The organism is Chitinophaga rhizophila, from assembly GCF_019492185.1.
Classification (GTDB): Bacteria; Bacteroidota; Bacteroidia; order Chitinophagales; family Chitinophagaceae; genus Chitinophaga; species Chitinophaga rhizophila.
Genome location: NZ_JAICCF010000002.1, coordinates 160,392 through 184,172, shown reverse-complemented (window position 1 = coordinate 184,172; position 23,781 = coordinate 160,392). Strand labels below are relative to the sequence as shown.

The following is a 23,781-nucleotide window of genomic DNA, read 5'->3' as shown; positions in this document are numbered from 1 at the left end:
CGCCTGTAAATAAAAATCTCCCGGATGCCTTTACAGATATCCGGGAGATATAGTATTACATAATATTAGCTTATGCCAGTGAGAACTTCTTCGCAAGCCAGCTTTCCTTCAACGGAAGCAGCCAGTTAGCTTCCAGTTCACCTTTCGTCAGCACTGTATTGTTGAGATACAGGGTATTTTCATCAATAAACCCTTTCTCCAGCGCATAAGGTACCTGTTGCATAGGCAGCAGCTGAATTTTCTCTTTCACAACGAAGGCGAGTAACAGACGGTCAAACATATTCACTTCATACTGACGCTCAATACTTTTAATGATGCGGACTGAACTGTCTGTACTACAACCACTTACGGCGGTCATAGACTCGTCTGCAATCAATACAATAACCTGATTGAAAAGCAGCTTACCCCAACCTTTCACCGGGGTGCCGTGCGCCTGCCAATGTGCAGTGAACTGATCCAGTTGCTCCTGTATCTCTGCTGATTCCTGTCCGTTAAAAGGACGGTTACTCTGATATATCCAGACCCGGGAAGACGGGTGAAAGTCCGCCGGTAGTAATTGATTAATTTCCTGTTTCATACTGCAAAATTACCAAAAAAATGCCTTCCTCCGGCTGACCATCGTCAGACTTACTCCTGCTTCAGCCCCTGCTCCATATATCTGGCGGTCAGGACAGCGTTGGTATCTCCGCTGTGCGAAAGACTGTCTATGATGCGTCGTTGCTCGCCGGTAGTCTTGTTCTGGCTTAGTTTCTTTTTGGCCTGCAGGTCATCTACAGCTATTTCAAAAGCGACAATTCCGTGTAACAGCTTCATTTTGAAGCTCTCAGGGAGAGTTGCCCACTGGTGCATGTAGGCGGCTTCATAGTCATTGATGGCACTTTCCAGTAGCGCTGTTACAGCTTCAGGGTCACTGATGATCTTTGCCTGTCCGTAGGCATGTACAGAAATATAGTTCCAGGTCGGCACTTCCAGCTGCTTTTCATAATTGGTGGGAGAGATGTAAGCGTGCGGCTCACTGAAGATAACCAGCGTACGGGTCTGTTCCAGTAGTTGCCACTGATCGTTGGCCCTGGCAAAATGTCCGGTCAGCAAGACCTGGTCATCCCGGTGAGATATGTGGAAGGGCAGGTGTGTTGCCACCGGGATGTTGCCGGCACTGTTAACGATTGTTCCAAAGCTGAACTGCTGCATGAAGGAGATGATTTCTTCCCGGTCCTCCATTCTGTTAACTGCAGGTATATACATTGTTGGCTGAATTTAATTGTGAAGATTGAGATAATATAGCCTGTTCAGCTCATCCAGTTTCGATATAAACAGCTGGTCCAGGCAGCTTCTTCTGTTATCGTTCTTTTTGTCCTTTGAGCAGAAACGCTTCAAATCCTTCGGCTGTCCACCCAGATTGTGCATACACCTTGTAAGGCGCGGTATGCTGATATGATTTATAAGGCTTGGATTGTTTATAGTTTTTATATGGTTCGTATTGGGTATACTGGCTGCTGGCATCTTTGGTAGTAGCGATGATCTTACCCTCATGTGTTCTAATCACGCCTTTGTCATACCAGCCCAGATGTTTACCATTGTATCCATATACATTGTCTTTGGTAATGTAGGCTACGGGCTTACCGTTATATAGAAACACCGGCATTTCCTCATCATCTGTAGCGATATAGGCGATGGCTTTACCGTCTTTGTTGAATAAAGCTATATCCTGCGCATGAATGATATGGCCGGAAAGCAGGAATGCCAGGGTGTATAGCACTTGTTTCATAGATATAATATAATAAAAAATCCCCTGAAACACTTTATTTCAGGGGATGAGTATCGATATGGTAATCAGGCCATCTGTTGCACGATCATCTCGGCAATATCAAGTACCTGTACACTGTCTTCTTTACCTTGTTCTTTTACACCATCCGTCAGCATGGTCATACAGAACGGGCAATTGGCAGCAATGACGCTTGCGCCGGTTGCCACGGCTTCTTTTCCTCTTTCAAAATTGATACGGGTAGTGCCTTTTTCTTCTTCCTTGAACATCTGTGCACCGCCGGCTCCACAGCAGAGGCCATTGCTCCGGCAGCGTTTCATTTCAACCAGTTCTGCGTCGAGTGCCTCCAGCACTTTACGGGGCGCTTCGTAGATATCATTGGCTCTTCCGAGGTAGCAGGAATCATGGTAGGTGATCTTGCGGCCTTTGAAGGTTCCTCCGCCCTGCATACGGATCTTGCCTTCATCGATCAGTTGTTGCAGATAGGTGGCGTGGTGTATCACTTCATAATGGCCGCCTAGTTCAGGGTATTCATTACGCAGGGTGTTGAAGCAATGCGGACATGCCGTAACAATCTTTTTAACTTCATAACCATTCAGCACTGCAATATTGTTCTGGGCCATCATCTGGAAGATAAACTCATTCCCTGCTCTGCGGGCGGGGTCGCCGGTGCAGCTTTCTTCCTTGCCCAGTATGGCGAAGCGAATGCCTACTTTGTCAAGGATGGTAGCAAAGGCTTTGGTGATCTTCTGTGCACGTTGATCAAAACTGCCGGCACATCCCACCCAAAAGAGTATTTCAGGTGTCTCGCCGCTGGCGGCGTAATCGGCCATCGTTTTTATTTGCATGTTATATCAGTTATCAGTTAAACGCTATTATCCATTCATTTCAGTGGCCCATTTGTCCCTGTCGTCAGGACTCATCTTCCAGGGGGCCATGTTATTTTCAATGTTGCTGAACATCATGTTCCACTCCTGTGGGGCACTGGATTCTTCCATTACCAGGTGGCGACGCAGTTGCAGAATGATATGCAGCGGGTTGATGCTCACGGGGCATTCCTGTACACACGCATTGCAGGAAGTGCAGGCGCGGAGCTCTTCTTCAGTGATGTAATCCCGTAGTAAAGTTTTACCATCTTCCGCAAAGGCACCAGTCTTTGCAATCTGTAACCCGATCTCTTCAGCGCGGTCGCGGGTATCCATCATGATCTTACGTGGAGATAGTTTTTTACCGGTGATGTTAGCCGGGCAGGCAGCAGTGCAACGACCGCATTCTGTACAGGCGTATGCATCCAGCAGATTCTTCCAGGTGAGGTCAGGTACGTCTTTGGCTCCGAACTTTGGTATGTCTCCAGGGGCGGCCTCTGTACCTGCCAGTTCCGGTTGTAACATGAGCTGCACTTCTTTCTGTACCGCCGGCATATTTTCCACTTTGCCTTTCGGGCGCAGATCCGCATACCAGGCATTGGGAAATGCCAGTATAATATGCAGGTGTTTGGAGTAGGGGAGGTAGTTCAGGAATGCCAGGATACCCAGAATATGTAACCACCAGCATCCGCGTTCTATGGCGATGAGCGCACTATCTGACAGTCCGCTGAACAGCGGTACAAAGCCACCGCTTATCCAGAAAGCGCCGGTGTTGATATAATGTTCATGCCCACGTAGCTGTAATGCCTGATCGGCAGCATTCATGGTCAGGAATAGCAGCATCAGGACTATCTCGGTAATCAGGATGTAGTTGGCATCAGAACGGGGCCATCCGTCCAGCTCCCGCTGATTTAGTCTTTTTACCCTTACAATGTTTCTGCGGGCCAGAAAGATGGCACAACCCACGATTACCAGCGCCGCCAATACTTCAAAGCAGCCGATCAGTACCGGGTACAATCCGCCAAGCAGGGGGGCAAAGAGCCTGTGTTTACCCAGGATGCCATCCAGGATAATCTCCAGTATCTCTACGTTGATGATCACAAAACCCGCATATACGAAAAAGTGGAGGACAGCTACTAATGGGTTACGAAACATTTTCTTCTGTCCGAATGCGAGTAACAATAGATTCTTCCAGCGGGCAGCGGGGTTGTCGTTTAATTGTACATCCCTGCCCAGCAGTATGTTCTGCCTGATCTGCCGGGCCTTTCTGTAAAAGAGATATACAGCAATGCCGAAGGCAATGACAAATAAAAGCTCCTGAATTATATGCATACGTCAGATTTGACTTCCTAATTTATAGCAATGTAAGGAAAAATAGATGATCCGCCAGCGACTATGCGATGTTGACTATGGACTCTTTTTCCTAATTTTACTTTTGTTTAAATGACCAACATGGAAACTAAGAAAGTGATTCTCACCCAGGATGTGATAGAGAAGAAGATCAAACGTATTGCCTACGAGATCTATGAAAATAACAGTGATGAACAGGAAATTATCATTGCCGGCATATGGGACAGAGGGTTGATAATGGCCGAAAAGATCGCAAAGATCCTGCAGGAGATCTCTCCTCTGCAGATCCGTTTACTGCGGCTGGATCTGAATAAACAGCGTCCTGAAGGGGTTCAGCTTTCTGAAGATATTGATTTTAACGGGAAAGTAATTATACTCATTGATGATGTGGCTAACTCAGGCCGTACCATGTTATATGCCCTGAAACCTTTCCTGCAGTTCCTGCCCAGGAAAATACAGACGGCTGTGCTGGTAGACCGTAAGCATAAATCTTTCCCATTATCCGTTGATTTTGTTGGCTATTCCTTGTCTACCACACTGGAAGACATGGTAATGGTGGAAATGGAAGAACAGGAGATCAAATCTGCCTATCTCGTTTAACCTGATTGTCAACTACGCACAAATAAAAAGTCCCGGTACTTCCTGTATGGTTGTACCGGGACTATCTTTTTATAACTGTGCTTATTTCAGCTTCATATCTGTAATGATATCCTGTACACGCTGATCAAGCGCCTTCGTTGCCGCATCAAAATTAGCTGCATTTTCCAATGGCTGATTTACGCTGAAGTAAAACTTGATCTTAGGTTCAGTACCTGAAGGACGTGCAGAGATCTTGCTGCCATCTTCGAGTACGAACTGCAGTACGTTGGATTTTGGCAGGTCGATAGGCTGTACGTTACCTGTTTTCAGGTCTGTAACCTGTTGCAGTTCATAATCATACAGTGTTGCTACCTTAGAACCATTGATGGTGCTTGGTGGATTATCACGGTAGCCACGCATCATATCGGCAATTTCTTCTGCTCCTTTCATACCTTTTTTGGTGATGGAGATCAGGTTTTCTTTATAATAACCGTATTTCACGTAGATGTCGATCAGTTGTTCATACAGTGATCTGCCCTGGCTTGCTGCGTAAGCGGCCATTTCACAGATCAGTGCTACTGAAGCGATAGCGTCTTTATCACGTACGCTGTCACCGATCATATAACCATAAGATTCCTCTCCACCACAGATGAACTGCTCTTTACCTTCTTTCTTTCTGATCAGGTCTGCAATCCATTTGAAACCAGTCAGTACGTTGTAGCAGTTAACGTTGTTACGCGCTGCAAATACGTCGATCAGGTCGGAGGTAACTACTGTCTTACACACGTAGTCAGTATCGCCGGCCAGGCCTTTCTGTCTGCGGCCTTCTATAATATAGTTGAACAGCAGTACGGCAGTCTGGTTACCATTCAGCAGTACCCATTCGCCTTTCAGGTCTTTAACAGCAATACCTACACGGTCAGAATCAGGGTCTGTACCCAGCAGTATTGCTGCGTCCAGTTCTTTCGCCTTTTTCAGGCCGATGCTCATAGCTTCTGACTCTTCCGGGTTCGGGTATACTACTGTAGGGAAGTTACCATCCGGGGTGGATTGCTCTTCTACTACGTGTACATTGGTAAAGCCATAACGCTTGAGGATCTCAGGCACCAGGGTAATACCTGTACCATGGATCGGGGTATATACTATCTTAAGATCGTGTTGTTGTTTGATCACGTCGGGCTGAATGCTCAGTCCTTTCAATGTCTGGAGGTAGGCTTCATCCACATCTTTACCAATGAGGGTGATGTTAGCTTCACCGCCTGACCATTTCACTTCATCAATAGAAGCGATCTTTTCTACTTCACGGATAACGTTTTTATCGTGCGGAGGCACCAGCTGAGCGCCATCGTTCCAGTATGCTTTATAACCGTTATATTCTTTAGGATTGTGAGAGGCTGTCAGTACAATACCACCCTGGCAACCCAGGTGACGGATAGTGAACGACAGTTCAGGGGTAGGGCGGAGGCTCTCGAACAGGAATACCTTAATGCCATTGGCTGCCAGTACGTTAGCTGCTACTTCAGCGAAATAACGGCTGTTGTTACGGCTGTCATGCGCAATAGCCAGCTTAATTTCTCCGGAGAACGCCTGTTTAAGGTAGTTGGCAAATCCCTGGGTAGCCATACCAACTGTATATTTATTCATACGGTTAGTGCCAACACCCATGATGCCGCGTAAACCACCTGTACCAAACTCGAGGCTGCGGTAAAACGCATCGGCCAGTTCATCGGGGTTTTCCTGCTGCAGCTTCTTGATGGCCGCCACGGTATCCGCATCAAATTGGCCATCCAGCCACTGCGATACCTTACTTTCAATAATATTATCCATAGAACGATTGAGGTTTGTTTTCTTATTTATCAAAAACAAGTTTGTAAATTAAAGCTAAAATCCGGACAAAATAAAAAGCCGGGTAAAGAACTCAGCAATTTTCAAACCAGATATTATTTCCTGCAAAAACCAGGATGTTGATAAAATAGAAATATTCCACACTTAGCTAAAAATTCGCTCTATTGGTTAATTTTGCGGCTATGAGGCGGTACGAAGATTCTTACAAGCAAAAAGGATTGCGCAGGCAGCTGGTCGATAGTATCCGACAAAAGGGCATTACTGACGAACAGGTATTAACAGCTATCAACAATATCCCACGGCATTTTTTCCTGGACACAGCATTTGAAGGCATCGCCTATGAAGACAGGGCGTTTCCTATCGGGGAAGGGCAGACTATCTCCCAACCGTATACTGTAGCTTATCAATCACAGCTGCTAGAGCTGAAACCCTATGATAAAGTACTGGAAATCGGTACTGGTAGCGGCTATCAGGCATGTGTACTGGCAGAGCTAAAGGTGAATGTCTTCACCATAGAAAGACAAAAGAAACTATTTGACCAGGTAAAGCAATTCCCGTTCAAAGCAAAATATCCTACCATCAGGTTCTTCTATGGCGATGGTTATGAAGGACTTCCAACCTATGCTCCCTTTGATAAAGTACTGGTAACGGCAGCCGCTCCCCAGATACCTGAAAAGCTGTTACAGCAGTTGAAAGTTGGTGGTAAAATGGTGATTCCGGTGGGTGGTCATGACGTGCAGCGTATGCTCCGTATCACCAAGATCAGCGATACGGAGTTTGACCAGGAAATGTTTGATAACTTTTCTTTTGTGCCTATGCTGGCAGGTAAGACCTCATAACCGGTTGTCAGCAGGTTTCTTATCCTTGTCCTTTTCTTTATCGTCAGTATCTTCTTCCGGTACCTCCTGTTTCTTCTTCTTCTTGAACATGTCAGGATCCATTTTGCCAAACCGGTAACGTATGTTCAGCCTGATGAAACGGGTGGTCCTTTTACGGGTATAATCCTGTATAAAGGCATCAGTTTCATAGTGTGAGCTGAAATTCTGGGTATTCAGCACATCCGATATATTCAGTGCGATAGCCAGTGCATTATTCTTCAGCATCTCTTTACGGATGCCCAGATCAACCCCGTTCATCGCCTTAAATGTACCTTGCGGTTGTACCCTGGGCGACCGGTAATGCCCGTTAACCTGTATACTTACTTTCGCCGGCAGCCGGATATGTGAATTGACCGTCACCCCATATGTTACATATTCATTGCTGATTGTTGCGCCGGTCAGCCTGCTGTACTCCATATTTAAATTGGTAACTACATTCCACCTCGGAAAAATATGCAGGTTATAAGTAAAGTTGGCCCCCCAGTCTTTATCTGTAGCCAGGTTCATCGGACGGGTGGTTGTTACGCCGGTGGCAGTGTCCAGCATACTGATGCGGTCAATATCATCATTTGCCTGCGAATAGTATACGCCGGTATTCAGGTAATCTTTCGTATTGGGAAAGTATCTTGAATAGTTGGCTTCAAACTTATGCGTAAGGGAAGGTGTCAGCTCCGGATTGCCCGCACGGATGTTTTGCGGGTCAGAGTTATTAATATAAGGCAGCAACTGATCAAACCCCGGCCTGTCTATCCTGGTCGAATAGTTGAAGATAAGGCTTTGATTCTCATTACGCGGCAGGTTATACTTCAGGAATACGCTGGGGAATACATTCAGGAACCGGTTGTTCACCGAAGTATCCCTGGTATAGGAAAACCCACGCAGATATGCCTGCTCTACCCGCGCGCCCACCTGGTACCCCAGATTGCCGATGGCATTGGCAAAGTTGACATACCCGCCATAAATGTCTTCTTTATAATAATAAGTATTGGACAGCGTCAGGCTCTTCTCAAATTCGCCGGTTGCCTGGTTCCGTAGTTGCGCATCATAGTCGTTATCATTACCCCGGAGCGTTACTTTGGCCCCGGTTTCAAACTTTCCTTTTTTGCCCACAGGTGTGGTGTAGTCTGTCTGGATATTCCAGAACTCATTGCGGGAGATGCCCAGATTACGTTGTATATCAATGTCATCAGGGGTCGTTCCATTGGTAAACTGGTACAGGGTATTATAATTACTATTATTCCTGCCCCGGTTGTTACTGTAACTGATATATGCGGTCAGCTCTTCATTCTGTTTGTCAGTAGTATGACGGAAGTTCAGGCTGGTATTGTTGTTTGGGTTACGGTAATTACTGTTATTATGGCGTTCGCCGGTGCGGATGGGTGTGCGTTTCACATCCATGTAATTGAGCATGATATCATCTGCGCTATTGCCGGTGCTGACATTGAGGCCCTGTGAAATGGTAATCGTATTGTAGTCATCCAGGAAATAATCCAGTCCTATACGTCCGCCATTACCGCCATTGCGGTTCCTGTTACGGCTATCCTGTGTAAAAAATGCGGTGCCAACAGTATCTGTGATCAGGTTCTGCCGATAGCTGTAGCCATAGCCCGTCTGTCTTTCCTGCCGGCCATTATAATTAGCAAAGAAGTTAAACTTACGGATCCGCAGACTGGCATTAGCGTTTCCGGTGATTTGTCCGCGGGTAGCTACGCCCATACTAACCATCACATTGTACCCGATTGCCTTATCCTTTTTCAGTACGATATTGATAATACCGCCACCGCCCTGGGCTTCAAACTTTGCCGATGGGTTATTAATTACCTCAACTCTGTCAATGGTTGCTGCAGGAATCATCTGCAATGCTGTCTTCGCATCGCCAAAAGGGGAGGGCTTACCATCTACATATATGGTCACACTTTTACCGCGCAGTGTAATATTATCATCAATATCCACATCAACACTGGGGACATTCTTCAGCACATCCGTTCCGGTACCTCCTTCTGCCGTGATCATACTGCCGGCGTCAAACACCTGCCTGTCTATCTGCATGGAGAAGGCGGGCTTCTCTGCCTTGATCTCTACGGTATTCAGAACTTTTCCCGCTGGCTGCAAACGTAATGTTCCTGCAAACTGCGACGGCTTGCCAGGTACAATCTTTACAGGCTTCAACAGTTTATCATAACCCATAAAAGTGACACGTAGTACGTAGTTGCCTGCGGCGATGTTGGGAAATGTAAATTCTCCATCCGGTTGGGTATACATGCCTGTTACAACACTGGAATCAGTGGGATGCAGCAGCACTACGGAGGCATATTCGACAGGTTTGCCGGTAATGGCATCAAGTGCCTTACCTGAGAGTTTCGCGGAATTATGACCGGTTTGAGCCATAGCTATACCGGCATAGCATAGTAACGCTGACAGCAGTAAACGTTTCAGCATGCAGGGATGGGTGTTAATTGAGACCTAAATTGTTGAGACCAGGACAAAAATATTTATCTCATATTTAAAGTATTGCTATTTGTGATGAATGGTTAGTTCTGGTGGTGTAGGGCAATCATAAGTTGAACAAGGCCGATAAGCAGTCCGAAAGCAGCGCCGCCGGCTTCGGCCAGCCGAATTTCCCTGGATAACGACTCCCTGACACGGGCGGTAAATTCACCTGCTGTAACGGCCATTATCCTGCTGCTGACTAACTGCTGTACATCCAGTTCTTTCTCAATCTGGTGGAGGTATTGGTCAATAATTTCAGGTAACATCTTATCTACTTCGGTCATCAGCACCTGCTTCACCTGTTGTATAGTGCTATCTCCTACCAGCATCTTAAATACAGGCATCGCCTCCGGCAATTTTACCCGCAGGAAATTATCCATATGTGCCTCTACAATGGGTATCATACTTTTAATCTTTTCAGGCGCAGCTAACTGTCCCCGGAGGTCGTTGAAAGATACTAACTGTGTCGCTACAAATGCTCCCGCCTGTTGTGCAATCACCTGCTGCTTCCTGGAAAAGCTTCTGAAGAATAGGTATATGGCTAATTTGTTTGTAAACCAGCCGGTTATGGCTGTCAGTAAAGGAATCAGGTATAATAGCATGGTGGGTTTATTTAAAAACTAAGCAAAGAAAGATTAAAATATTTGGAAGTTTGAAATGTATTTTACTATCTTTGCATCCCGATCGAAACAAAACGGTCACAAACGGTGGTTGTAGCTCAGTTGGTTAGAGCATCAGATTGTGGTTCTGAGGGTCGAGGGTTCGAAACCCTTCAATCACCCGGTATAAAAGGCAACATGAAAATGTTGCCTTTTTTGTTTATACCCACCTTTCACTACTTCTTTACTATCAGCAACTAATATTTTACGGATAATAATACTTCAATTCACAGGACGTGATCTGTGCCCTCCCGCGTAATAACCATCCGCATACCAGGGTCTGGATTCGTTCTGATATTCATTCATTATATGCACCAAGAGGTCACCAGAAGGGCACTTGGATATCCCCGGGATATTGAAGTGCCCTTCTGGTGACCTCTTAGTGCAGGCATAATATGAAACATTAAGCGGGAGAAAGTCACAGCAACACAATAGATTGTCGGGTTGATATACGTCAGACTCCCGGCAATGGTAACCCGTTCATGAGTACCTCGCCGTACTAAAGTGACCATTCTGCAAGGGTGAAAATGCTTATTGCCTGATTTCTGGCAGGCCCGGTTTTACTTAGCTCACCGGCTTGCACAACAGTAGGTGTGGGTATATCACGGGCTGCATATCGTAGGTGGTTATCCGTAGGAAAACTGTAGACTGGTAAATCCGTGTTGATCAGTACAAAATGACTGCAGGAGATTTTTTATTTAAATATTGTTTGTTATATCAATTTTACTATATTTGCACCCCGATCAAAATAGAACGGTTCTAAAACGGTGGTTGTAGCTCAGTTGGTTAGAGCATCAGATTGTGGTTCTGAGGGTCGAGGGTTCGAAACCCTTCAATCACCCGAAAATGAAGAAGGTAACTGGTAACGGTTACCTTTTTTTATGCCCTGAAATACATGGTGTGGTTTGTCAGAACTTACTGCTAATGCTTCAAGATAGCGCGTACTATCGTTTCCTCCCCGGTAAAAAATATTAGAGAAAAATAAAAAATATGCCTACAGAAATAGTAATTTATACGTCGAAAAGTTAGAAGCACCCAACAATATCCCTATGGAACCCAGAGATGTGTTAAAAGCACAACACTATGCCAGGCTGATAAAAGAAGAGACCGCCCAACTGAATGTCCTTGTCCGGCTGACCGGTATAAAGCCCCGGATCAGCACAACCGCCGATATTGCCGGAGAAGATTATGAAGCAGTCAGGGCGAATGCCAATACCAGTAAGGTCTTTACCAGGACCAGTACTGCCAGAAGAACATTGTTCTTTCAGGCAGCTATCCCCGTGCTGATGTGTATACTCATAATCCTGGCCGTCATTGTACACGGAGATGTGACCCCATACAGCATTGCATTCGGATCAACACTTGGCGCGGCATTCTTTGTCATGGCAGTACTGCATGTCAGGAAGCTACTGGCAGCGCCCAGTATCGAGATAAAGGCAGCAGGCATCCTGCTGAATAAGCATTTCCATTCCTGGACGACCGTCCTGGATACCTATATTGTTATCAGAAAAGTTCGGGGTAATACCGAATCAACGCTCATCCTATTAACAGATAATGGTGCTATTATTAAAACACCCCTGCACGATTACTCCTCTCTGGGGCAGAATGCCGCCTTTGATATCAGCTACTATATCGAACACTATAAAAGGTTACAATACCAGACCGCCTTTGCATGCTGAGATATCCGGCTGCTGGTGTACATTATGAGCCTTATTTTCCCGGTCTCGCCCTGGTTTACGGATCACTATTTCTGCTATCTGCTCAACAAAGTTAGAACCAGCGGTGTTTAACTGCCAAAACCTTATATGGAAAAGCAGGAAATGGAAGACGTATACCAGGAGTTTAAGAGATTGGTAAATATGACGCCGGCAGCAATTGAGAAATGGCTGAAGACTGATGAGTCGAAGAAAGTGGGCTGGGATAGTGGCGATGGTGAATCAGTAGGGCATAAATCCGGGAAGAAGATTATCGATATCAAGCGTAAGAAAAAAGCTGAGCTGACAGCGGCCGACTATAAGCATATGCAGAAAGTCAACGGCTATATCCAGCGACATAAAGCCCAGCAGCCTAAAGGTGATGTGGCAGATAGTAACTGGAACTATTCACTGAAGAACTGGGGGCATGATTATCAGCAATAACATACCGTCAGGGCTGCCGTGTCTATAACTTTCAGAAGCACCCAGGATAAGGCGCTTCTGAAAGGGGCTGGTAAACTGATACCTTAACTATACCAGCATGATGTTTAGTTGATTTTGCCAATTACTGCAACATCTTCCTGAGGGTTGACAGCAGGGGTACTGATGATCAACATTAATAAGCCATCATTTTCCGCATAAATATCTTTAATGGTATTGCCGAAAAAGTCAGTGATGTAACCCAGTTTCATTCCTCTAGTTACACGATCTCCGGCTTTTTTCAGCGCATAAAATATACCTGTATGTCCTGATGGGATGTATATTCTTTCTTCAATAGTTGCAGGTACAGCGGCAGCCTTCTTTTTGCCTGGCAACTCTTGCATTTTCAGATAAGCAAGCATATTCAGTACGCTCTTTTCGATCTTATTGACAGCGGCTGGTTCTACTATCCCTGATCCGCCGCACTCAATGTCTGCAGCAGGAATGCCTCTCTTAAATGCTTCAGCGCTGCAATACAGACTGTTCTTATCTTTCCTCATATACTCCTTGCCATTCGTGTTGAAGTTGACCATATAGTCATACCCCATGGCAATAGCCATTTCCTTTCCTATAGAAGAAGTTTCAGGCATGTCTTTATTACTGTAATAAGCGGAGTAATGAATCAGATCCTCCGGTGCATCGCCGGAGTGCATGTCCAGAAAATAGTCAGACCTGGTAATAATATGCTCCGTAATGAAGTGTGCAATCTTTTCTGTATTAGTACCATTTGCTGAACCAGGGAAAGAGCGGTTCAGGTTCTTTTTGTCAATCGGACTTATAAACGGCGACCTTCCCAGAAAACTCTCCATACCTGCTACCTGTACTAGTATGATTACACCTGTCAGCTTTTGCGGGTCTATAGACTTGATTAATTGTTGTCCGGCCAATATCGGTGAGTATTCATATCCATGCACGCCAGCTGTGATACCTAATGTTTTTCCATCCTTTATGCCATTAAATACCGTAATAGGTATACAGGTAGTATCCTGCGCTGTTATGATAGGAATCATAAAGTGCTGCCTGGTGCCCGGCCTGACCTCTTTTTCCTGAAAGTGAAAGGAGGACTGTGCGGTTACAGACCCAGATAATAATAGTAACATCAGTGGCACCCAAAGAAATCTTCTCATCATGTCAATCTTTTAATAAATGCATCTATTGCAAACGAATACTCACGACCAGATAGTCGCAACGAAGTTGCAAATGTAGGGCTTTTCTCCTTAATGGGGCAGCGTCAGGCCTTTCCGGCGGGCTGAATGCTCACTGATCATTGCTGTATGATGATACCCTATTACTGATTACTATTTCCTGATAGCTCCCAGGGTATGCGGATACCTTTGACCCTGTAGTAATAGGGGTCTCTGTATCCATCTTTGCATTCTTCACCACCACAAGCTGAATAATTGAGGGAGTAAGTTACCAGCAGTTCATTTCGTCCGTTTACCGCATGCGGATGTATGGCCGGTGTGTAGTAGCGTGCATAACTACCATACAGGTATTCTTTGATAGTATACACCCGTGTGCGTGCAGTGAAGGGGCCCGTCGGACTATCAGCCGTTGCCATATAGATATTCCTGCTGCTGTCACAATTGAAGCCCTGATCCATGGTAATGAGTACATATTTGCCATTAAAGTAGGCCATTGCAACAGTGCCTAGTCCTTCGGTGATACGGGCTGCTTCTCCGCTAACAGGAGTAGTGGTCCAGCTGCTCCCGTTCCAGAAGCTCCATGACATTGGATTGTTCTCCGGAAATCTGGCTACGTGTACATTACATGCATAACCGAAACCGGTAGCCTGTGATCCGAAAGTATATACATAACCATCTGCTGCTTTCACCATACCTGTTGCATAGTTAATGGCAGCCTGTCCGCTCATATTAGGGGGGAGCAGGCGTGTAGCCTGCCACTTATTACCGTTTAGTGGCGTGAGGTCATATAAGGACTGGTTGGTAGCGATAAGTCCTGATCCCTCGCCACACTGTACGTATACATGATTGCCAATCTGAACACCCGGACCTGGCCAGGCAAAGGTGTTACCTGGTTGTATGTCGCAGATCTGCTTGGGTTTTTGTTGCGCGCTGGAGTCGCGGAGCATATTAGGGGTAGCAGCAGGGTCCCAGTTGCTGATGGTGGGTTGTATCAGGATAGAGTTACCGTAACTGAAGAAAGCTTCGCAGCGGAATTGTCCGTTAGGCTGTATAGAGATGCCATCCCAGGCATCCTGTGTTATCCAGAGTACCTGACCATTGCCAAGTGGAATGCTGTTGCCCTGGTCAAAGGCAACGGACCCTTGTGCGGGATTGTTACGGTTAAAAAAGCGCACAACATCATCATCACGGTAAGTCGTTGCCGGCTGTGCAGTCAACATCCATTGCTGACTTGCAGTCGTTGCAGCTACTTCCTGTGTAATGGGAGTTCCATTGCCGGCAGCAGCACCGCCATTGGTCAGTGCCAGTCCATTGCCTTTGTTGATGATACGGTACGTTCCGGATGTCGTTGTTGCTTCTATTTTCCATAACTGCTGATCGCCTGAAAAGGGTAACGCCGCATACTGTTGTAGCTGAAGGCCCGGAGTGGCCATACCGGAGGGAACGTCCAGTAATTTGCCGCTGAATACGTTCCTGATGTGGTAGTACTTTATGTTACCTGCCGTTGAGTGGTATATGACATGCCATTGTTGCCACCCATCTATGCTGCCGTTTGATACAGAAGCGGCATATTGCGTGATCTTTCGCGCATCATCATACTTCTCATTATAAAGCGGATTGCCTGACACCTCCATGTATTTGCCACCGGCAACGCAACGGAAGGTGTATATCCCATAGTCAGCAACAGGAGAGGAGGCGGTAATATGCGCTACCTGGCTTTCAGCAACAGCTTTTTCTTTGATACAGGCGGAGGATCCTGCAAATAGCTGCAGGAACAGACAGAGGACGAGTTGAGTTTTCATACGTGGAGATTGGTTAACTGTAATTAAATATAATGCAAAAACCTGAACGCTATCTATAACAGCACTACAATCTGTCTGACAGGGAAGCGCTAAGGTCATTACTTAGCGCCGGGGCTGCTATTGGCAGGGGAATGCTTTTTGTGTGCTGATATATAAACGAATAGTATGGCAACACGTACAAAAACACGTAAGACGAAACGCACCCGCAAGAACAAGTTAGGTGTGAAAAACTCGCTGGTAAATAACATCAATGCAAGAAAGAAGAAAGGCCGTTCCCGGTCAAAGAAAAATTCTACTGTAAGCAAGAAAAGCTACAAGAAGATGGAGGAGAATTGGGAATAACGTCCATGAAACACTCACTTGTTAAAAATTGATATGCCAGTTAATCATGGCATGTAAGGTCATGTGTGTATACTTTAACCCGACTGAAGAGATATGTTTTCAGGATAATATGATGGGGAGAACCGGTACTCTGGAGAAATAGTCAACATATTTATTTTTATAAATAGTAATTCTCGGCTATCTGTAACAAAATATTCTTCTTGCATATTTTGTATTCTCAGAAGAAATCCTACTTGTTTAAGGCGGCTGTTAAGGTGGCTCATACCGTAGAGGGTCTTTTATAATCTATTAATCTACAGTACCTTGTGTCGGCATTATTCTTCAGAATGAAACTTTGTAAACCAACTTACAAAATGGCTTAGCCCTTATTGATAACCCTTAAAGATTGTAATGTGAAAATAGTTTTTCTATGTGGTTCACTGGAACCCGGAAGAGATGGCGTGGGAGACTATACCCGGAGGTTGGCCTGTGAACTGATTCGTAAACAACATGACGTGGCGATCGTAGCACTGAATGACCGCAAAACGACTACCCTGTATGAGGGTATGCAGGTAAGCAATGACATAGAGGTACCCGTACTACGTTTACCGGGAGATATGCGCGAACGGGAACGTTTTGCGGCAGCACGTAACTATATCGGGCAATTTAATCCCGAATGGGTCAGTCTGCAATATGTGCCTTTCTCATTTGAAAAACGCGGACTACCTTTTTCTTTCACCCGGCATCTGACCTCACTCGGAAAAGACTTCAGGTGGCATGTTATGTTTCATGAACTATGGGTAGGATTGCATGGCTATAGCAACTTCAAACTGAAAGTGCTTGGATTGCTGCAAAAGGTGATTATCCGGCACATGCTTGCAGTGCTCAATCCGGCGTCTGTAACTACTTCAATCGGGATTTATAAGAAGAGCCTGGGCTGGAAAGAGGTGAACCTGATTCCCCTCTTCAGCAATATCCCGATTGCGGAAATGACACCTCCAGAACCACCTCCGACAGACAGCCTGACTGCTATCCATTTCGGCTCCTTTACAGGTGCGCTTAATGACTATCAGCGGCAGGTAGACTATCTGAAGGCGGTAGGAGAAAAAACCGGCAGAACGATCTGCCTGGAGATTCTGGGCGATGGCGGCGTACATAAAGACAAAGCAGTAGATATTGCCAGACGTGCTTTCGGAGAAGACAATGTCATTGATCACGGTTTCTTATCTGAAGCCTCTGTATCCGGTCATATGCTGAAAGCAGATGTAGGCATTTCACGGGCAGACTATGCCTTATTTGGAAAAAGCGGATCTTCTATGGCAATGCTCGAACATGGCCTACCCGTTCTGTTGAGAGGAGAACGCCCTGAAGATGATATGATGGGCGAAAACTACCCATTCAAGGAGCAGCTGGTGTATGCCAATGATCCTGCCGGAACACTTACCAAGAAAGAACCTGTCTACTTTGTGAACCAGGTTTCCGACATATTCCTGGATAGCCTGCAGGAAAAGGCTACGGGCAATCTTATACTCATTACAAGACCTTAATCAGGCAAGTGAAAAGGCGGTCATCGGGCCGCCTTTTCTTTTTACAGCCTGCATATTCATACTACGAGCTTTCTTTGATAACCGGGGATGCAGATCGCTGCAACCAGGTAGCTGGTTGCAATGGTGGCATCAGAACGGGTGATTTCCTGCTCCCCGGCGGGAGGTATAATACCCTCATTGATATTGATTGAGTCTGTTTAAGAATGCATCGCCGCAATACCTGTGAGATGCAGCATATATTATATTGATCTGATCAGCAGGTAATTATTGTCTTTCCGGAACGGTTGTATGATTGTTCAACAAAGAATCGTGCGCGCAAATCTTATATTTGGTGATGAAATATGTATTAGTCTTGCTGCTGTTAGTGTCATTCAGTACAATGCCCCGATATGCTAACGCGCAGGAACCCCGTAACCTTTTAAGTCGTTTTTCCCGACAACAGATAGCTGCTGCACTATTACCCGCCGGGGAATGGCGTCCTTTCCCCACAGATGCCGCAGGCTGGAAAAAGATCATCCCTGACTCAGTACAGCAAAGCATCTTCCGTCAGGCGGAAAGTTACCTGAAGATTCCCTTCGTCGCTATTCCGGCCTCTATGATGATGGAGTATCAGAAGAACGGCGACAGATCGCGCTATGAAGAGATGTTGTTTCGCAAAAGAGATCAGTTGTTTACCATGGCAGTTGCCGAAGCAATAGAACGGAAGGGCCGTTTCCTTACTGCTATTATCAACGGTATATGGTCTATCTGCGAAGAAAGTTTCTGGGGTACTCCGGGACATCTGTATCTGCAGAAAGCGGGGATTGACCTGGCAGACGTGGAAGACCCCTCGGTAGACCTGTTTGCCAGTGAAACAGCTACCGTGCTGGCCTTGACGGATTACCTGCTGGGACCACAGCTGGATGCCTATTCAAAGCTACTACGTAAACGCATTTATCATGAGGTGAACAGGCGTTTGCTGACCCCCCTGGAAAAGGATAGCGACCGCTATTTTTACCTGAAAAAAGGTACCAGGGAATATCCGATCAATAACTGGAACCCCTGGGTCATCAGCAACTGGATGACTAGTCTGTTGCTGCTTGAAAAGAGTAATGACCGCCGTATATCAGAACTGGAACATGCCCTTCACCTGCTTGATCATTATATCAACTTTATTGGAGAAGACGGCGCTGTAGATGAAGGACCTGTATACTGGTCCGGCGCTACAGGCAGAGTCTTTGACGCGCTGACAATACTGGAAAGCGCTACTGGTGGTAAGCTGAAGATCTATAATGCACCTATCATTAGCAGGATGGCCTCTTATATCTACAAAATGCACATTGCCGGCAACTACTATATTAATGTGGCAGATGCTTCGCCTGTGATTCCTACAGACGGACTGCTGCTTTTCAGAATGGGGCAGCTGATGGGAGATCCTGTGATGAAGGACTTCGGTGCATGGGCATTCCACCGATACCCGGTTTATACACCTATTAATGGTGATTTTGCCAAGCCACGTATGCTGTTTAATATGTTAGCCTGGAAGGAATGCGCCCGCAGCGAAGGCCGCGAACCTGTTCTTCCGGATGTATGGCTGGAGAATATACAACTGATGGCTGCCAGGGCAGATAACGGATTGTTTGTCGCCAGTCACGGTGGGCATAACGGTGAAAGCCATAATCATAATGATGTGGGAGACTTCATCGTATATGCCTCCGGGCAGCCGGTTATTATTGACGTCGGACTGGGTACTTACACTGCGAAGACGTTCTCTAAGGACCGGTACCAGTTATGGTACAACAGTTCTGCCTATCATAACCTGCCGACCATCAATAATGTGCAGCAGAAAGAAGGGCGTAAATTCGGAGCTGGTAATGTGCAATACCATAAGGATGAGAATGGGGCAACACTGCGCATGGACATTGCCGGGGCCTACCCACAGGAGGCCGGAGTAAGCAGGTGGGTACGAGCGGTGCAAATGGACCGGCGTCAGGGGCAAATCATTATTACCGATGATTTCACCTTAGCCAGCCCCGCATCCTCACTTACACAAACATTTATGACTGTTTGTCCGGTGGATATATCCCAGAAAGGCGTCATTCAATTTAACGTACCCGGTGCTAAACCTGTTCGGTTAAGTTATGAGCCGCAGTTATGGGAGGTGAAAACAACCGTTATGGAGTGTAAAGGTGCAGATGAGAGAAGGTTGACAGATAACTGGTCCCGTAAGCCAATCACCCGCATCCTGCTGATAAGCAGGCAAAGCAGTACTAACAGGAAGTTTGTTATAAGTTATTAATAATCAGCCTTGGATAGGGTAAGGGCCAATGCCATGAGCAGATTGCGCTGGCTGGTCTGGGCGATCAGGTGACAACATTAAAAAAGGGGAGCCTGGTAAGCTCCCCTTTTCAAGTTATATAGTTGTTGACTAAGCAACAGTTGCTTCTGTGTCTTTGGCAATCTTCACTTTCTCTTTACGCAGTACACGGGAGTAGAGGGAAAGCTTAGGATTAAAGATAAAGCTGAAGAAGAGTCTGGTCCAGGACTGGTGCGACAGCAAGGAATCGTAATAAGCAGGCGCTTTACTTTTCACCTGTGGCAGTTTGTTCCATGGGATAGACGGAAAGTCATGGTGCTCATTATGGAAACCTACGTTGAAAGCTACAGTGTTCAGCGGACCATAATAGCTATAAGTTTCCTGAACAGGGTCCAGCGTCAGGTAGTGTTCCTGAATCCAGCGTGCCCCCAGGGGGTGTAAACCGACAGAGAAGCAGAAGCTGATGAGCATATACACCAGTGCCTTTGGTCCGAAGAAAGCTACGATAGCCACGTCAAACGCCAGCTGTATTACCCAGTTGATAGCTACCCAGCGGTCAAACAGAGATATATTCAGTCTTGCAGTACGGGTAATCTGAAATACCGGGAAGAACAGGAACCACATCATTTTATTAAGCGGGTTGTTACTTACCAGTCTGGCTTCCCAGAAATCAGGAAGGTCTGCATCCAGATCATGTTCTCCCTGATGGGCATGGTGCTTCAGGTGGTACCGCTGGAACGAGACAGAGCTGGCAAAGATATGTGGCAGATTAGCCAGGATACCTGCCAGAAGGTTAGGTATTTTACCTTTAAAGATCAGACCGTGACTGGTTTCATGGATCATCACCCACAGTGCATGGCTGATAAATGCACCTACACCGTAAGCTACCAGGAAGATCAACCACCAGGAAGCATCCCGCAACCAATAGGAAAGACCTACCTGTGCAGCTACCAGGCCAATGATCACATATATAGTATAGGGATTTTTCCCTATAAGCTCTTTCATCTCAGGATGTTGCTTCAGAATCTGCCTTACGCGTACGTGATGCGGATTCGGCTCATTACTCCACGTGAAGTCTGTCGGTTTATTACTCATATTTAGCTGTAAATTCTTTATTGTTTGACGGTTTCATAGCATGTGAGGCCCCCTTGTGGTGTCAGCCCGCTAATAGATTGATAGTCTCCCTACAAGTGACGAAAGTATTCAAAAAGGCATAGCTTTTGACATTCATCGAATAAAATTAAGACTTTTTTACAAATCTATCCGTCTGGTCTCCTAAACCTGTGATACAACCAGTGTAAAGGAGCGCCTGAAAACAAGAACAGCCGGCTTTAAACCGGCTGTTCTTGTACTTATTTACAACTATTAGTATAATCTTCTGCCATCTTAATATATCCGGCTTCTGTCTTGAAATCATAGTTGCCGATCTTAGCAATCATCTCCGGACAGTCTTTGAAGTATTCCTTCATCATCTCTTCCTTCTTTTTGAACCAGTCACGGCCCTGATTGGCTACTTCCTCTTCTGCTGGACGGATGAACACAATTGCATTGGTTGCTCCTTCTCCAAAATTCTCTTTCAGTATCCTTATCTTAGGAGAGCTGTAGATGACCTGCAGAGGATAGTTCTTACTGCGCAGCATATCCAGACCTACCGCATTGTTCTGTTCAAATACCGGTTTGAACTTATGGATCTCGTATGTCTTACCCAGGAAGCCGAAAGAGTTAACATCTGCCAGTTTATAGTTCTTACGTCTGGCTTTCTCTTTTTCAATGATCTCAAACTTTACATATTTGCCTGCGTCCAGGTCAATCATAGTGCCTTTGAAATGTTCATCAATATAACGGCCCTTGATAGTATCTCCCTGGTTCAGCAGTATCCAGCCATCAGACAATTTCTCAGTAGAGAACATATCGCTTCTGATTTCGCCGGAAGATGAATCCAGGGGATATTTTCGCTCATTAACAGTAGCATAATAGCCTCTCAGCTCCTTTGCCAGCGAACCGCGCAGTTCGTAGTCTGCCCTTGTTCCGAGAAATTTGCTGGAATTGGCGTACAATGTATCCAGTGCGTTTTTCAGGTTTACGGTATCATATGCCAGGTAATACAGGAAAGACAGTTGGGAATAGGCCGCCACCTTGATCTGTTTCAGGTTGTAATCTGCAGGATACTGCTGACCAGCTATTTGCAGATACTGCTGCTCATATGGCTTGATGATATTGCTGTAGTCGGTAGTTTCCTTCTTTTTGAGGGTGTTAACCAGCGACTCGTTCAGAGAGTCAAGCACCATGAACTCCGGGTACTTCTTTTTTGCTCTGTATATGAACGGGAGGCTGAATGTCTGTGTCTGGTAGCCATTCACATAGGTCTTTTCTGTCTCCGCTGCCAGCCTGCGTATATTTTTAAATGCAACACGGTATACGTCTACCGCTTTACCATTCGTCAGCATTTTGGTAAATTCATTAGAGATCTGGTCGGCAGTTGACAGTGTTTCCTGTTTAGAGATCTTATGCGTTTTGTTAGCATAAGGCTCTCCTTTCCGGTTCATTACCACCTCCCGGATTATACCTTCAACGGAATAGGTTACGCCAAAGCCGGCATTGTTCACCGGAGACAGGTTCATTTTATCCACCAGGTAGGCTACAGTCAGGTCGCCACCGTCGGCAGTAGACCTGATGCCGGTCCTGGACAGTTCCTGCATGATGCTTACACGGAACTGGTCTACAGCTGCTTCTTTATTGGCAGAAGAACTAAGCAGACTTTCCAGCAATGGCTTATCCAGGTCGGCCAGATAAAATACTTTCTTGTGATCACTGAACCGCTGATCTTCAGCAAAGCGGTATACGGGAGCGGTAAACTCCTGGTAACTGACAGTCTGGGCAACAAGGGGACTGGTAGCAGCGCACAACAGTGTGCCTGCAAGCAGGTAAAGGGATGTCTTCTTCATATTTTGATATTCGGTTATGTGGGGCGAAGATATAGTCCTGTCAGAGGGAGGAAGGGTTAATTATACCCTGTACTCAATTTTTCCGTAGTTCTACTTGAGTATATGCGGGATATACTGATAGTAATCAGGGGCATAAAAAAAGGTCTGCGCTATCCGGAGACAGCGCAGACCTTTACATTTATCTTACCTATCTGAACAGGTTGATGGTAGCGCCTATTTCGTAGGTACCATCCACATAGGTTTTGATGCCTCCTGTCTGTGTAGTATACATAGCCTGTATACCTACCGTTTTCAGGATGTTAACACCAATACCGGCAGTCAGACTCTTCGATGTATGGTACATAGCCATTACGTTGGCTACATCATTCAGGAAAGAGACATTTACCCCCGCATCCAGGATATTGTCATATCCCCGTACACCCCGGTAGCAGATCTTTGGTTCGATAGAGGAAATTGCATCATTTACCGCAAACTTGTAAGAAGCTGCGGTAAAGAAGATACCACCACCATTTACAGCTTTATCGTCACCGGTTACCAGGGTTCTGATATTCGGGATAGACGCCTGCAGTGTGAGCCGGGTATCTGTGTAGGCCATTCCATATTCTGCTTCAAAGTAGTCGTCACGACGGTTGAAAGCACCCAGGGAAGGGTCGATAGCTTCACCATTGACGTTTTTATAGTCGATACGCTGAACGTTCCAGGCCAGCGACAAACCGAAGTGGAGTTGCTGATCAGGATTAGTCAGTGGCAGATGGTAGGCGTAGGTCAGTGCAACACGGGTCCTGTTGATAAGGCCCGCTACGTCATTGAAAACGTTAAGACCACCACCCACTCTATTGCCAAATGCAGCATCTGCTGTAAAGAATTTGGTAACAGGGGCGCCATCAATACCAGTCCACTGGCGGCGATAAGCCCCGTTGATCCGTACCCCTTCTTCCATGCCTGCGAAAGCCGGGTTACCCAGGTACTGGTTCTGAAAGAACTGTGTGCCCGAAGGTTCCAGCAATGCCTGCGCGTTGCTGAGACTTTGTGCGCCCGCCTGCTGGGTAATGCCAGCAGCCAATAAAAGGCTGCTGACAATTAACGAACGTATATTTAGTTTATAGCTCATAATAATAG

The 23,781-nt window shown here is 46.0% G+C and carries 20 protein-coding genes and 2 tRNA genes; 9 read left to right on the top strand and 13 right to left on the bottom strand.

Translation table 11 applies throughout. The annotated features are described in order from the left end of the window. Positions 1 to 70 precede the first annotated feature (70 nt). The 5 genes from K1Y79_RS09740 to K1Y79_RS09720 form a co-directional block, all read right to left on the bottom strand. A complete protein-coding gene (locus K1Y79_RS09740; RefSeq protein WP_220249830.1) occupies positions 71 to 577 on the bottom strand; it encodes a hypothetical protein in 507 nt (168 codons plus the stop codon). A gap of 50 nt (positions 578 to 627) precedes the next feature. Next, positions 628 to 1,245 carry an FMN-binding negative transcriptional regulator gene (locus tag K1Y79_RS09735; protein ID WP_220249829.1) on the bottom strand — a complete coding sequence of 206 codons (618 nt, stop codon included), beginning with the start codon at positions 1,243 to 1,245 and terminating at the stop codon, positions 628 to 630. A gap of 94 nt (positions 1,246 to 1,339) precedes the next feature. Then, positions 1,340 to 1,768, bottom strand: coding sequence for a 4-fold beta flower protein (locus tag K1Y79_RS09730; protein WP_220249828.1), 429 nt, complete (start codon positions 1,766 to 1,768; stop codon positions 1,340 to 1,342). Positions 1,769 to 1,833: 65 nt separating this feature from the next. Continuing rightward, positions 1,834 to 2,613 carry a (Fe-S)-binding protein gene (locus K1Y79_RS09725; protein WP_220249827.1) on the bottom strand — a complete coding sequence of 260 codons (780 nt, stop codon included), beginning with the start codon at positions 2,611 to 2,613 and terminating at the stop codon, positions 1,834 to 1,836. Positions 2,614 to 2,640: 27 nt separating this feature from the next. After that, a complete protein-coding gene (locus tag K1Y79_RS09720) occupies positions 2,641 to 3,963 on the bottom strand; it encodes a (Fe-S)-binding protein (RefSeq protein WP_220249826.1) in 1,323 nt (440 codons plus the stop codon). 120 nt (positions 3,964 to 4,083) lie between these two features. Between K1Y79_RS09720 and K1Y79_RS09715 the strand changes: the two genes are divergently transcribed. Then, positions 4,084 to 4,581: a phosphoribosyltransferase family protein gene (locus K1Y79_RS09715; protein ID WP_220249825.1), complete on the top strand. Its 498-nt coding sequence runs from the start codon at positions 4,084 to 4,086 to the stop codon at positions 4,579 to 4,581. 81 nt (positions 4,582 to 4,662) lie between these two features. Here the strand turns inward: K1Y79_RS09715 and K1Y79_RS09710 are convergent, their stop codons facing one another. Beyond that, on the bottom strand, positions 4,663 to 6,387 hold the full coding sequence (locus tag K1Y79_RS09710) for a phospho-sugar mutase (protein WP_220249824.1): 1,725 nt from the start codon (positions 6,385 to 6,387) through the stop codon (positions 4,663 to 4,665). 200 nt (positions 6,388 to 6,587) lie between these two features. On the opposite strand from K1Y79_RS09710, the gene K1Y79_RS09705 reads away from it, so the two are divergent. Next, positions 6,588 to 7,244: a protein-L-isoaspartate(D-aspartate) O-methyltransferase gene (locus tag K1Y79_RS09705; RefSeq protein ID WP_220249823.1), complete on the top strand. Its 657-nt coding sequence runs from the start codon at positions 6,588 to 6,590 to the stop codon at positions 7,242 to 7,244. On the opposite strand, the gene K1Y79_RS09700 is transcribed toward K1Y79_RS09705, so the two are convergent. Together K1Y79_RS09700 and K1Y79_RS09695 are read right to left on the bottom strand one after the other, a co-directional pair. Further along, positions 7,239 to 9,722: an outer membrane beta-barrel family protein gene (locus K1Y79_RS09700; protein WP_220249822.1), complete on the bottom strand. Its 2,484-nt coding sequence runs from the start codon at positions 9,720 to 9,722 to the stop codon at positions 7,239 to 7,241. The two genes, K1Y79_RS09705 and K1Y79_RS09700, sit on opposite strands and share 6 nt — an antisense overlap. 92 nt (positions 9,723 to 9,814) lie before the next feature. Beyond that, on the bottom strand, positions 9,815 to 10,375 hold the full coding sequence (locus tag K1Y79_RS09695; protein WP_220249821.1) for a DUF445 domain-containing protein: 561 nt from the start codon (positions 10,373 to 10,375) through the stop codon (positions 9,815 to 9,817). Between the two features lie 105 nt (positions 10,376 to 10,480). Between K1Y79_RS09695 and K1Y79_RS09690 the strand changes: the two genes are divergently transcribed. From K1Y79_RS09690 to K1Y79_RS09675, 4 genes are all read left to right on the top strand, one after another. Then, positions 10,481 to 10,554, top strand: a tRNA-His gene (locus K1Y79_RS09690). Between the two features lie 645 nt (positions 10,555 to 11,199). Continuing rightward, a tRNA-His gene (locus K1Y79_RS09685) sits at positions 11,200 to 11,273 on the top strand. Positions 11,274 to 11,481: 208 nt separating this feature from the next. Continuing rightward, a complete protein-coding gene (locus K1Y79_RS09680; protein ID WP_220249820.1) occupies positions 11,482 to 12,111 on the top strand; it encodes a hypothetical protein in 630 nt (209 codons plus the stop codon). 126 nt (positions 12,112 to 12,237) lie between these two features. After that, positions 12,238 to 12,570, top strand: a complete 333-nt coding sequence (locus K1Y79_RS09675; protein WP_220249819.1) for a DUF3140 domain-containing protein — start codon at positions 12,238 to 12,240, stop codon at positions 12,568 to 12,570. 104 nt (positions 12,571 to 12,674) lie between these two features. Here K1Y79_RS09675 and K1Y79_RS09670 read toward each other — a convergent pair whose 3' ends face one another. Then, positions 12,675 to 13,736, bottom strand: coding sequence for a succinylglutamate desuccinylase/aspartoacylase family protein (locus K1Y79_RS09670; protein ID WP_220249818.1), 1,062 nt, complete (start codon positions 13,734 to 13,736; stop codon positions 12,675 to 12,677). A 158-nt stretch (positions 13,737 to 13,894) separates the two neighbouring features. Further along, positions 13,895 to 15,553: an RICIN domain-containing protein gene (locus K1Y79_RS09665; RefSeq protein ID WP_220249817.1), complete on the bottom strand. Its 1,659-nt coding sequence runs from the start codon at positions 15,551 to 15,553 to the stop codon at positions 13,895 to 13,897. 165 nt (positions 15,554 to 15,718) lie between these two features. Between K1Y79_RS09665 and K1Y79_RS09660 the strand changes: the two genes are divergently transcribed. The 3 genes from K1Y79_RS09660 (at position 15,719) to K1Y79_RS09650 (ending at position 19,699) form a co-directional block, all read left to right on the top strand. Next, positions 15,719 to 15,895, top strand: coding sequence for a hypothetical protein (locus K1Y79_RS09660; protein WP_220249816.1), 177 nt, complete (start codon positions 15,719 to 15,721; stop codon positions 15,893 to 15,895). Between the two features lie 392 nt (positions 15,896 to 16,287). After that, positions 16,288 to 17,421, top strand: coding sequence for a glycosyltransferase family protein (locus K1Y79_RS09655; protein WP_220249815.1), 1,134 nt, complete (start codon positions 16,288 to 16,290; stop codon positions 17,419 to 17,421). A gap of 334 nt (positions 17,422 to 17,755) precedes the next feature. Beyond that, positions 17,756 to 19,699, top strand: coding sequence for a heparinase II/III domain-containing protein (locus tag K1Y79_RS09650; RefSeq protein WP_220249814.1), 1,944 nt, complete (start codon positions 17,756 to 17,758; stop codon positions 19,697 to 19,699). Positions 19,700 to 19,828: 129 nt separating this feature from the next. On the opposite strand, the gene K1Y79_RS09645 is transcribed toward K1Y79_RS09650, so the two are convergent. From K1Y79_RS09645 to K1Y79_RS09635, 3 genes are all read right to left on the bottom strand, one after another. Continuing rightward, a complete protein-coding gene (locus K1Y79_RS09645) occupies positions 19,829 to 20,812 on the bottom strand; it encodes a fatty acid desaturase (RefSeq protein ID WP_220249813.1) in 984 nt (327 codons plus the stop codon). A gap of 257 nt (positions 20,813 to 21,069) precedes the next feature. Next, on the bottom strand, positions 21,070 to 22,662 hold the full coding sequence (locus tag K1Y79_RS09640; protein WP_220249812.1) for a hypothetical protein: 1,593 nt from the start codon (positions 22,660 to 22,662) through the stop codon (positions 21,070 to 21,072). A gap of 187 nt (positions 22,663 to 22,849) precedes the next feature. Next, entirely contained in the window at positions 22,850 to 23,773 is a 924-nt protein-coding gene (locus K1Y79_RS09635) for a PorP/SprF family type IX secretion system membrane protein (protein WP_220249811.1), read from the bottom strand. Between the last annotated feature and the right edge of the window lie 8 nt (positions 23,774 to 23,781).

What these genes read in the sequence shown, in the direction of transcription:
- K1Y79_RS09695 (WP_220249821.1), bottom strand. Translation starts at nt 10,375, where the DNA reads ATGCTATTATACCTGATTCCTTTACTGACAGCCATAACCGGCTGGTTT.
- K1Y79_RS09715 (WP_220249825.1), top strand. Translation starts at nt 4,084, where the DNA reads ATGGAAACTAAGAAAGTGATTCTCACCCAGGATGTGATAGAGAAGAAG.
- K1Y79_RS09720 (WP_220249826.1), bottom strand. Translation starts at nt 3,963, where the DNA reads ATGCATATAATTCAGGAGCTTTTATTTGTCATTGCCTTCGGCATTGCT.
- K1Y79_RS09635 (WP_220249811.1), bottom strand. Translation starts at nt 23,773, where the DNA reads ATGAGCTATAAACTAAATATACGTTCGTTAATTGTCAGCAGCCTTTTA.
- K1Y79_RS09740 (WP_220249830.1), bottom strand. Translation starts at nt 577, where the DNA reads ATGAAACAGGAAATTAATCAATTACTACCGGCGGACTTTCACCCGTCT.
- K1Y79_RS09700 (WP_220249822.1), bottom strand. Translation starts at nt 9,722, where the DNA reads ATGCTGAAACGTTTACTGCTGTCAGCGTTACTATGCTATGCCGGTATA.
- K1Y79_RS09675 (WP_220249819.1), top strand. Translation starts at nt 12,238, where the DNA reads ATGGAAAAGCAGGAAATGGAAGACGTATACCAGGAGTTTAAGAGATTG.
- K1Y79_RS09725 (WP_220249827.1), bottom strand. Translation starts at nt 2,613, where the DNA reads ATGCAAATAAAAACGATGGCCGATTACGCCGCCAGCGGCGAGACACCT.
- K1Y79_RS09735 (WP_220249829.1), bottom strand. Translation starts at nt 1,245, where the DNA reads ATGTATATACCTGCAGTTAACAGAATGGAGGACCGGGAAGAAATCATC.
- K1Y79_RS09705 (WP_220249823.1), top strand. Translation starts at nt 6,588, where the DNA reads ATGAGGCGGTACGAAGATTCTTACAAGCAAAAAGGATTGCGCAGGCAG.
- K1Y79_RS09660 (WP_220249816.1), top strand. Translation starts at nt 15,719, where the DNA reads ATGGCAACACGTACAAAAACACGTAAGACGAAACGCACCCGCAAGAAC.
- K1Y79_RS09710 (WP_220249824.1), bottom strand. Translation starts at nt 6,387, where the DNA reads ATGGATAATATTATTGAAAGTAAGGTATCGCAGTGGCTGGATGGCCAA.
- K1Y79_RS09730 (WP_220249828.1), bottom strand. Translation starts at nt 1,768, where the DNA reads ATGAAACAAGTGCTATACACCCTGGCATTCCTGCTTTCCGGCCATATC.
- K1Y79_RS09670 (WP_220249818.1), bottom strand. Translation starts at nt 13,736, where the DNA reads ATGATGAGAAGATTTCTTTGGGTGCCACTGATGTTACTATTATTATCT.
- K1Y79_RS09665 (WP_220249817.1), bottom strand. Translation starts at nt 15,553, where the DNA reads ATGAAAACTCAACTCGTCCTCTGTCTGTTCCTGCAGCTATTTGCAGGA.
- K1Y79_RS09650 (WP_220249814.1), top strand. Translation starts at nt 17,756, where the DNA reads ATGAAATATGTATTAGTCTTGCTGCTGTTAGTGTCATTCAGTACAATG.
- K1Y79_RS09645 (WP_220249813.1), bottom strand. Translation starts at nt 20,812, where the DNA reads ATGAGTAATAAACCGACAGACTTCACGTGGAGTAATGAGCCGAATCCG.
- K1Y79_RS09680 (WP_220249820.1), top strand. Translation starts at nt 11,482, where the DNA reads ATGGAACCCAGAGATGTGTTAAAAGCACAACACTATGCCAGGCTGATA.
- K1Y79_RS09640 (WP_220249812.1), bottom strand. Translation starts at nt 22,662, where the DNA reads ATGAAGAAGACATCCCTTTACCTGCTTGCAGGCACACTGTTGTGCGCT.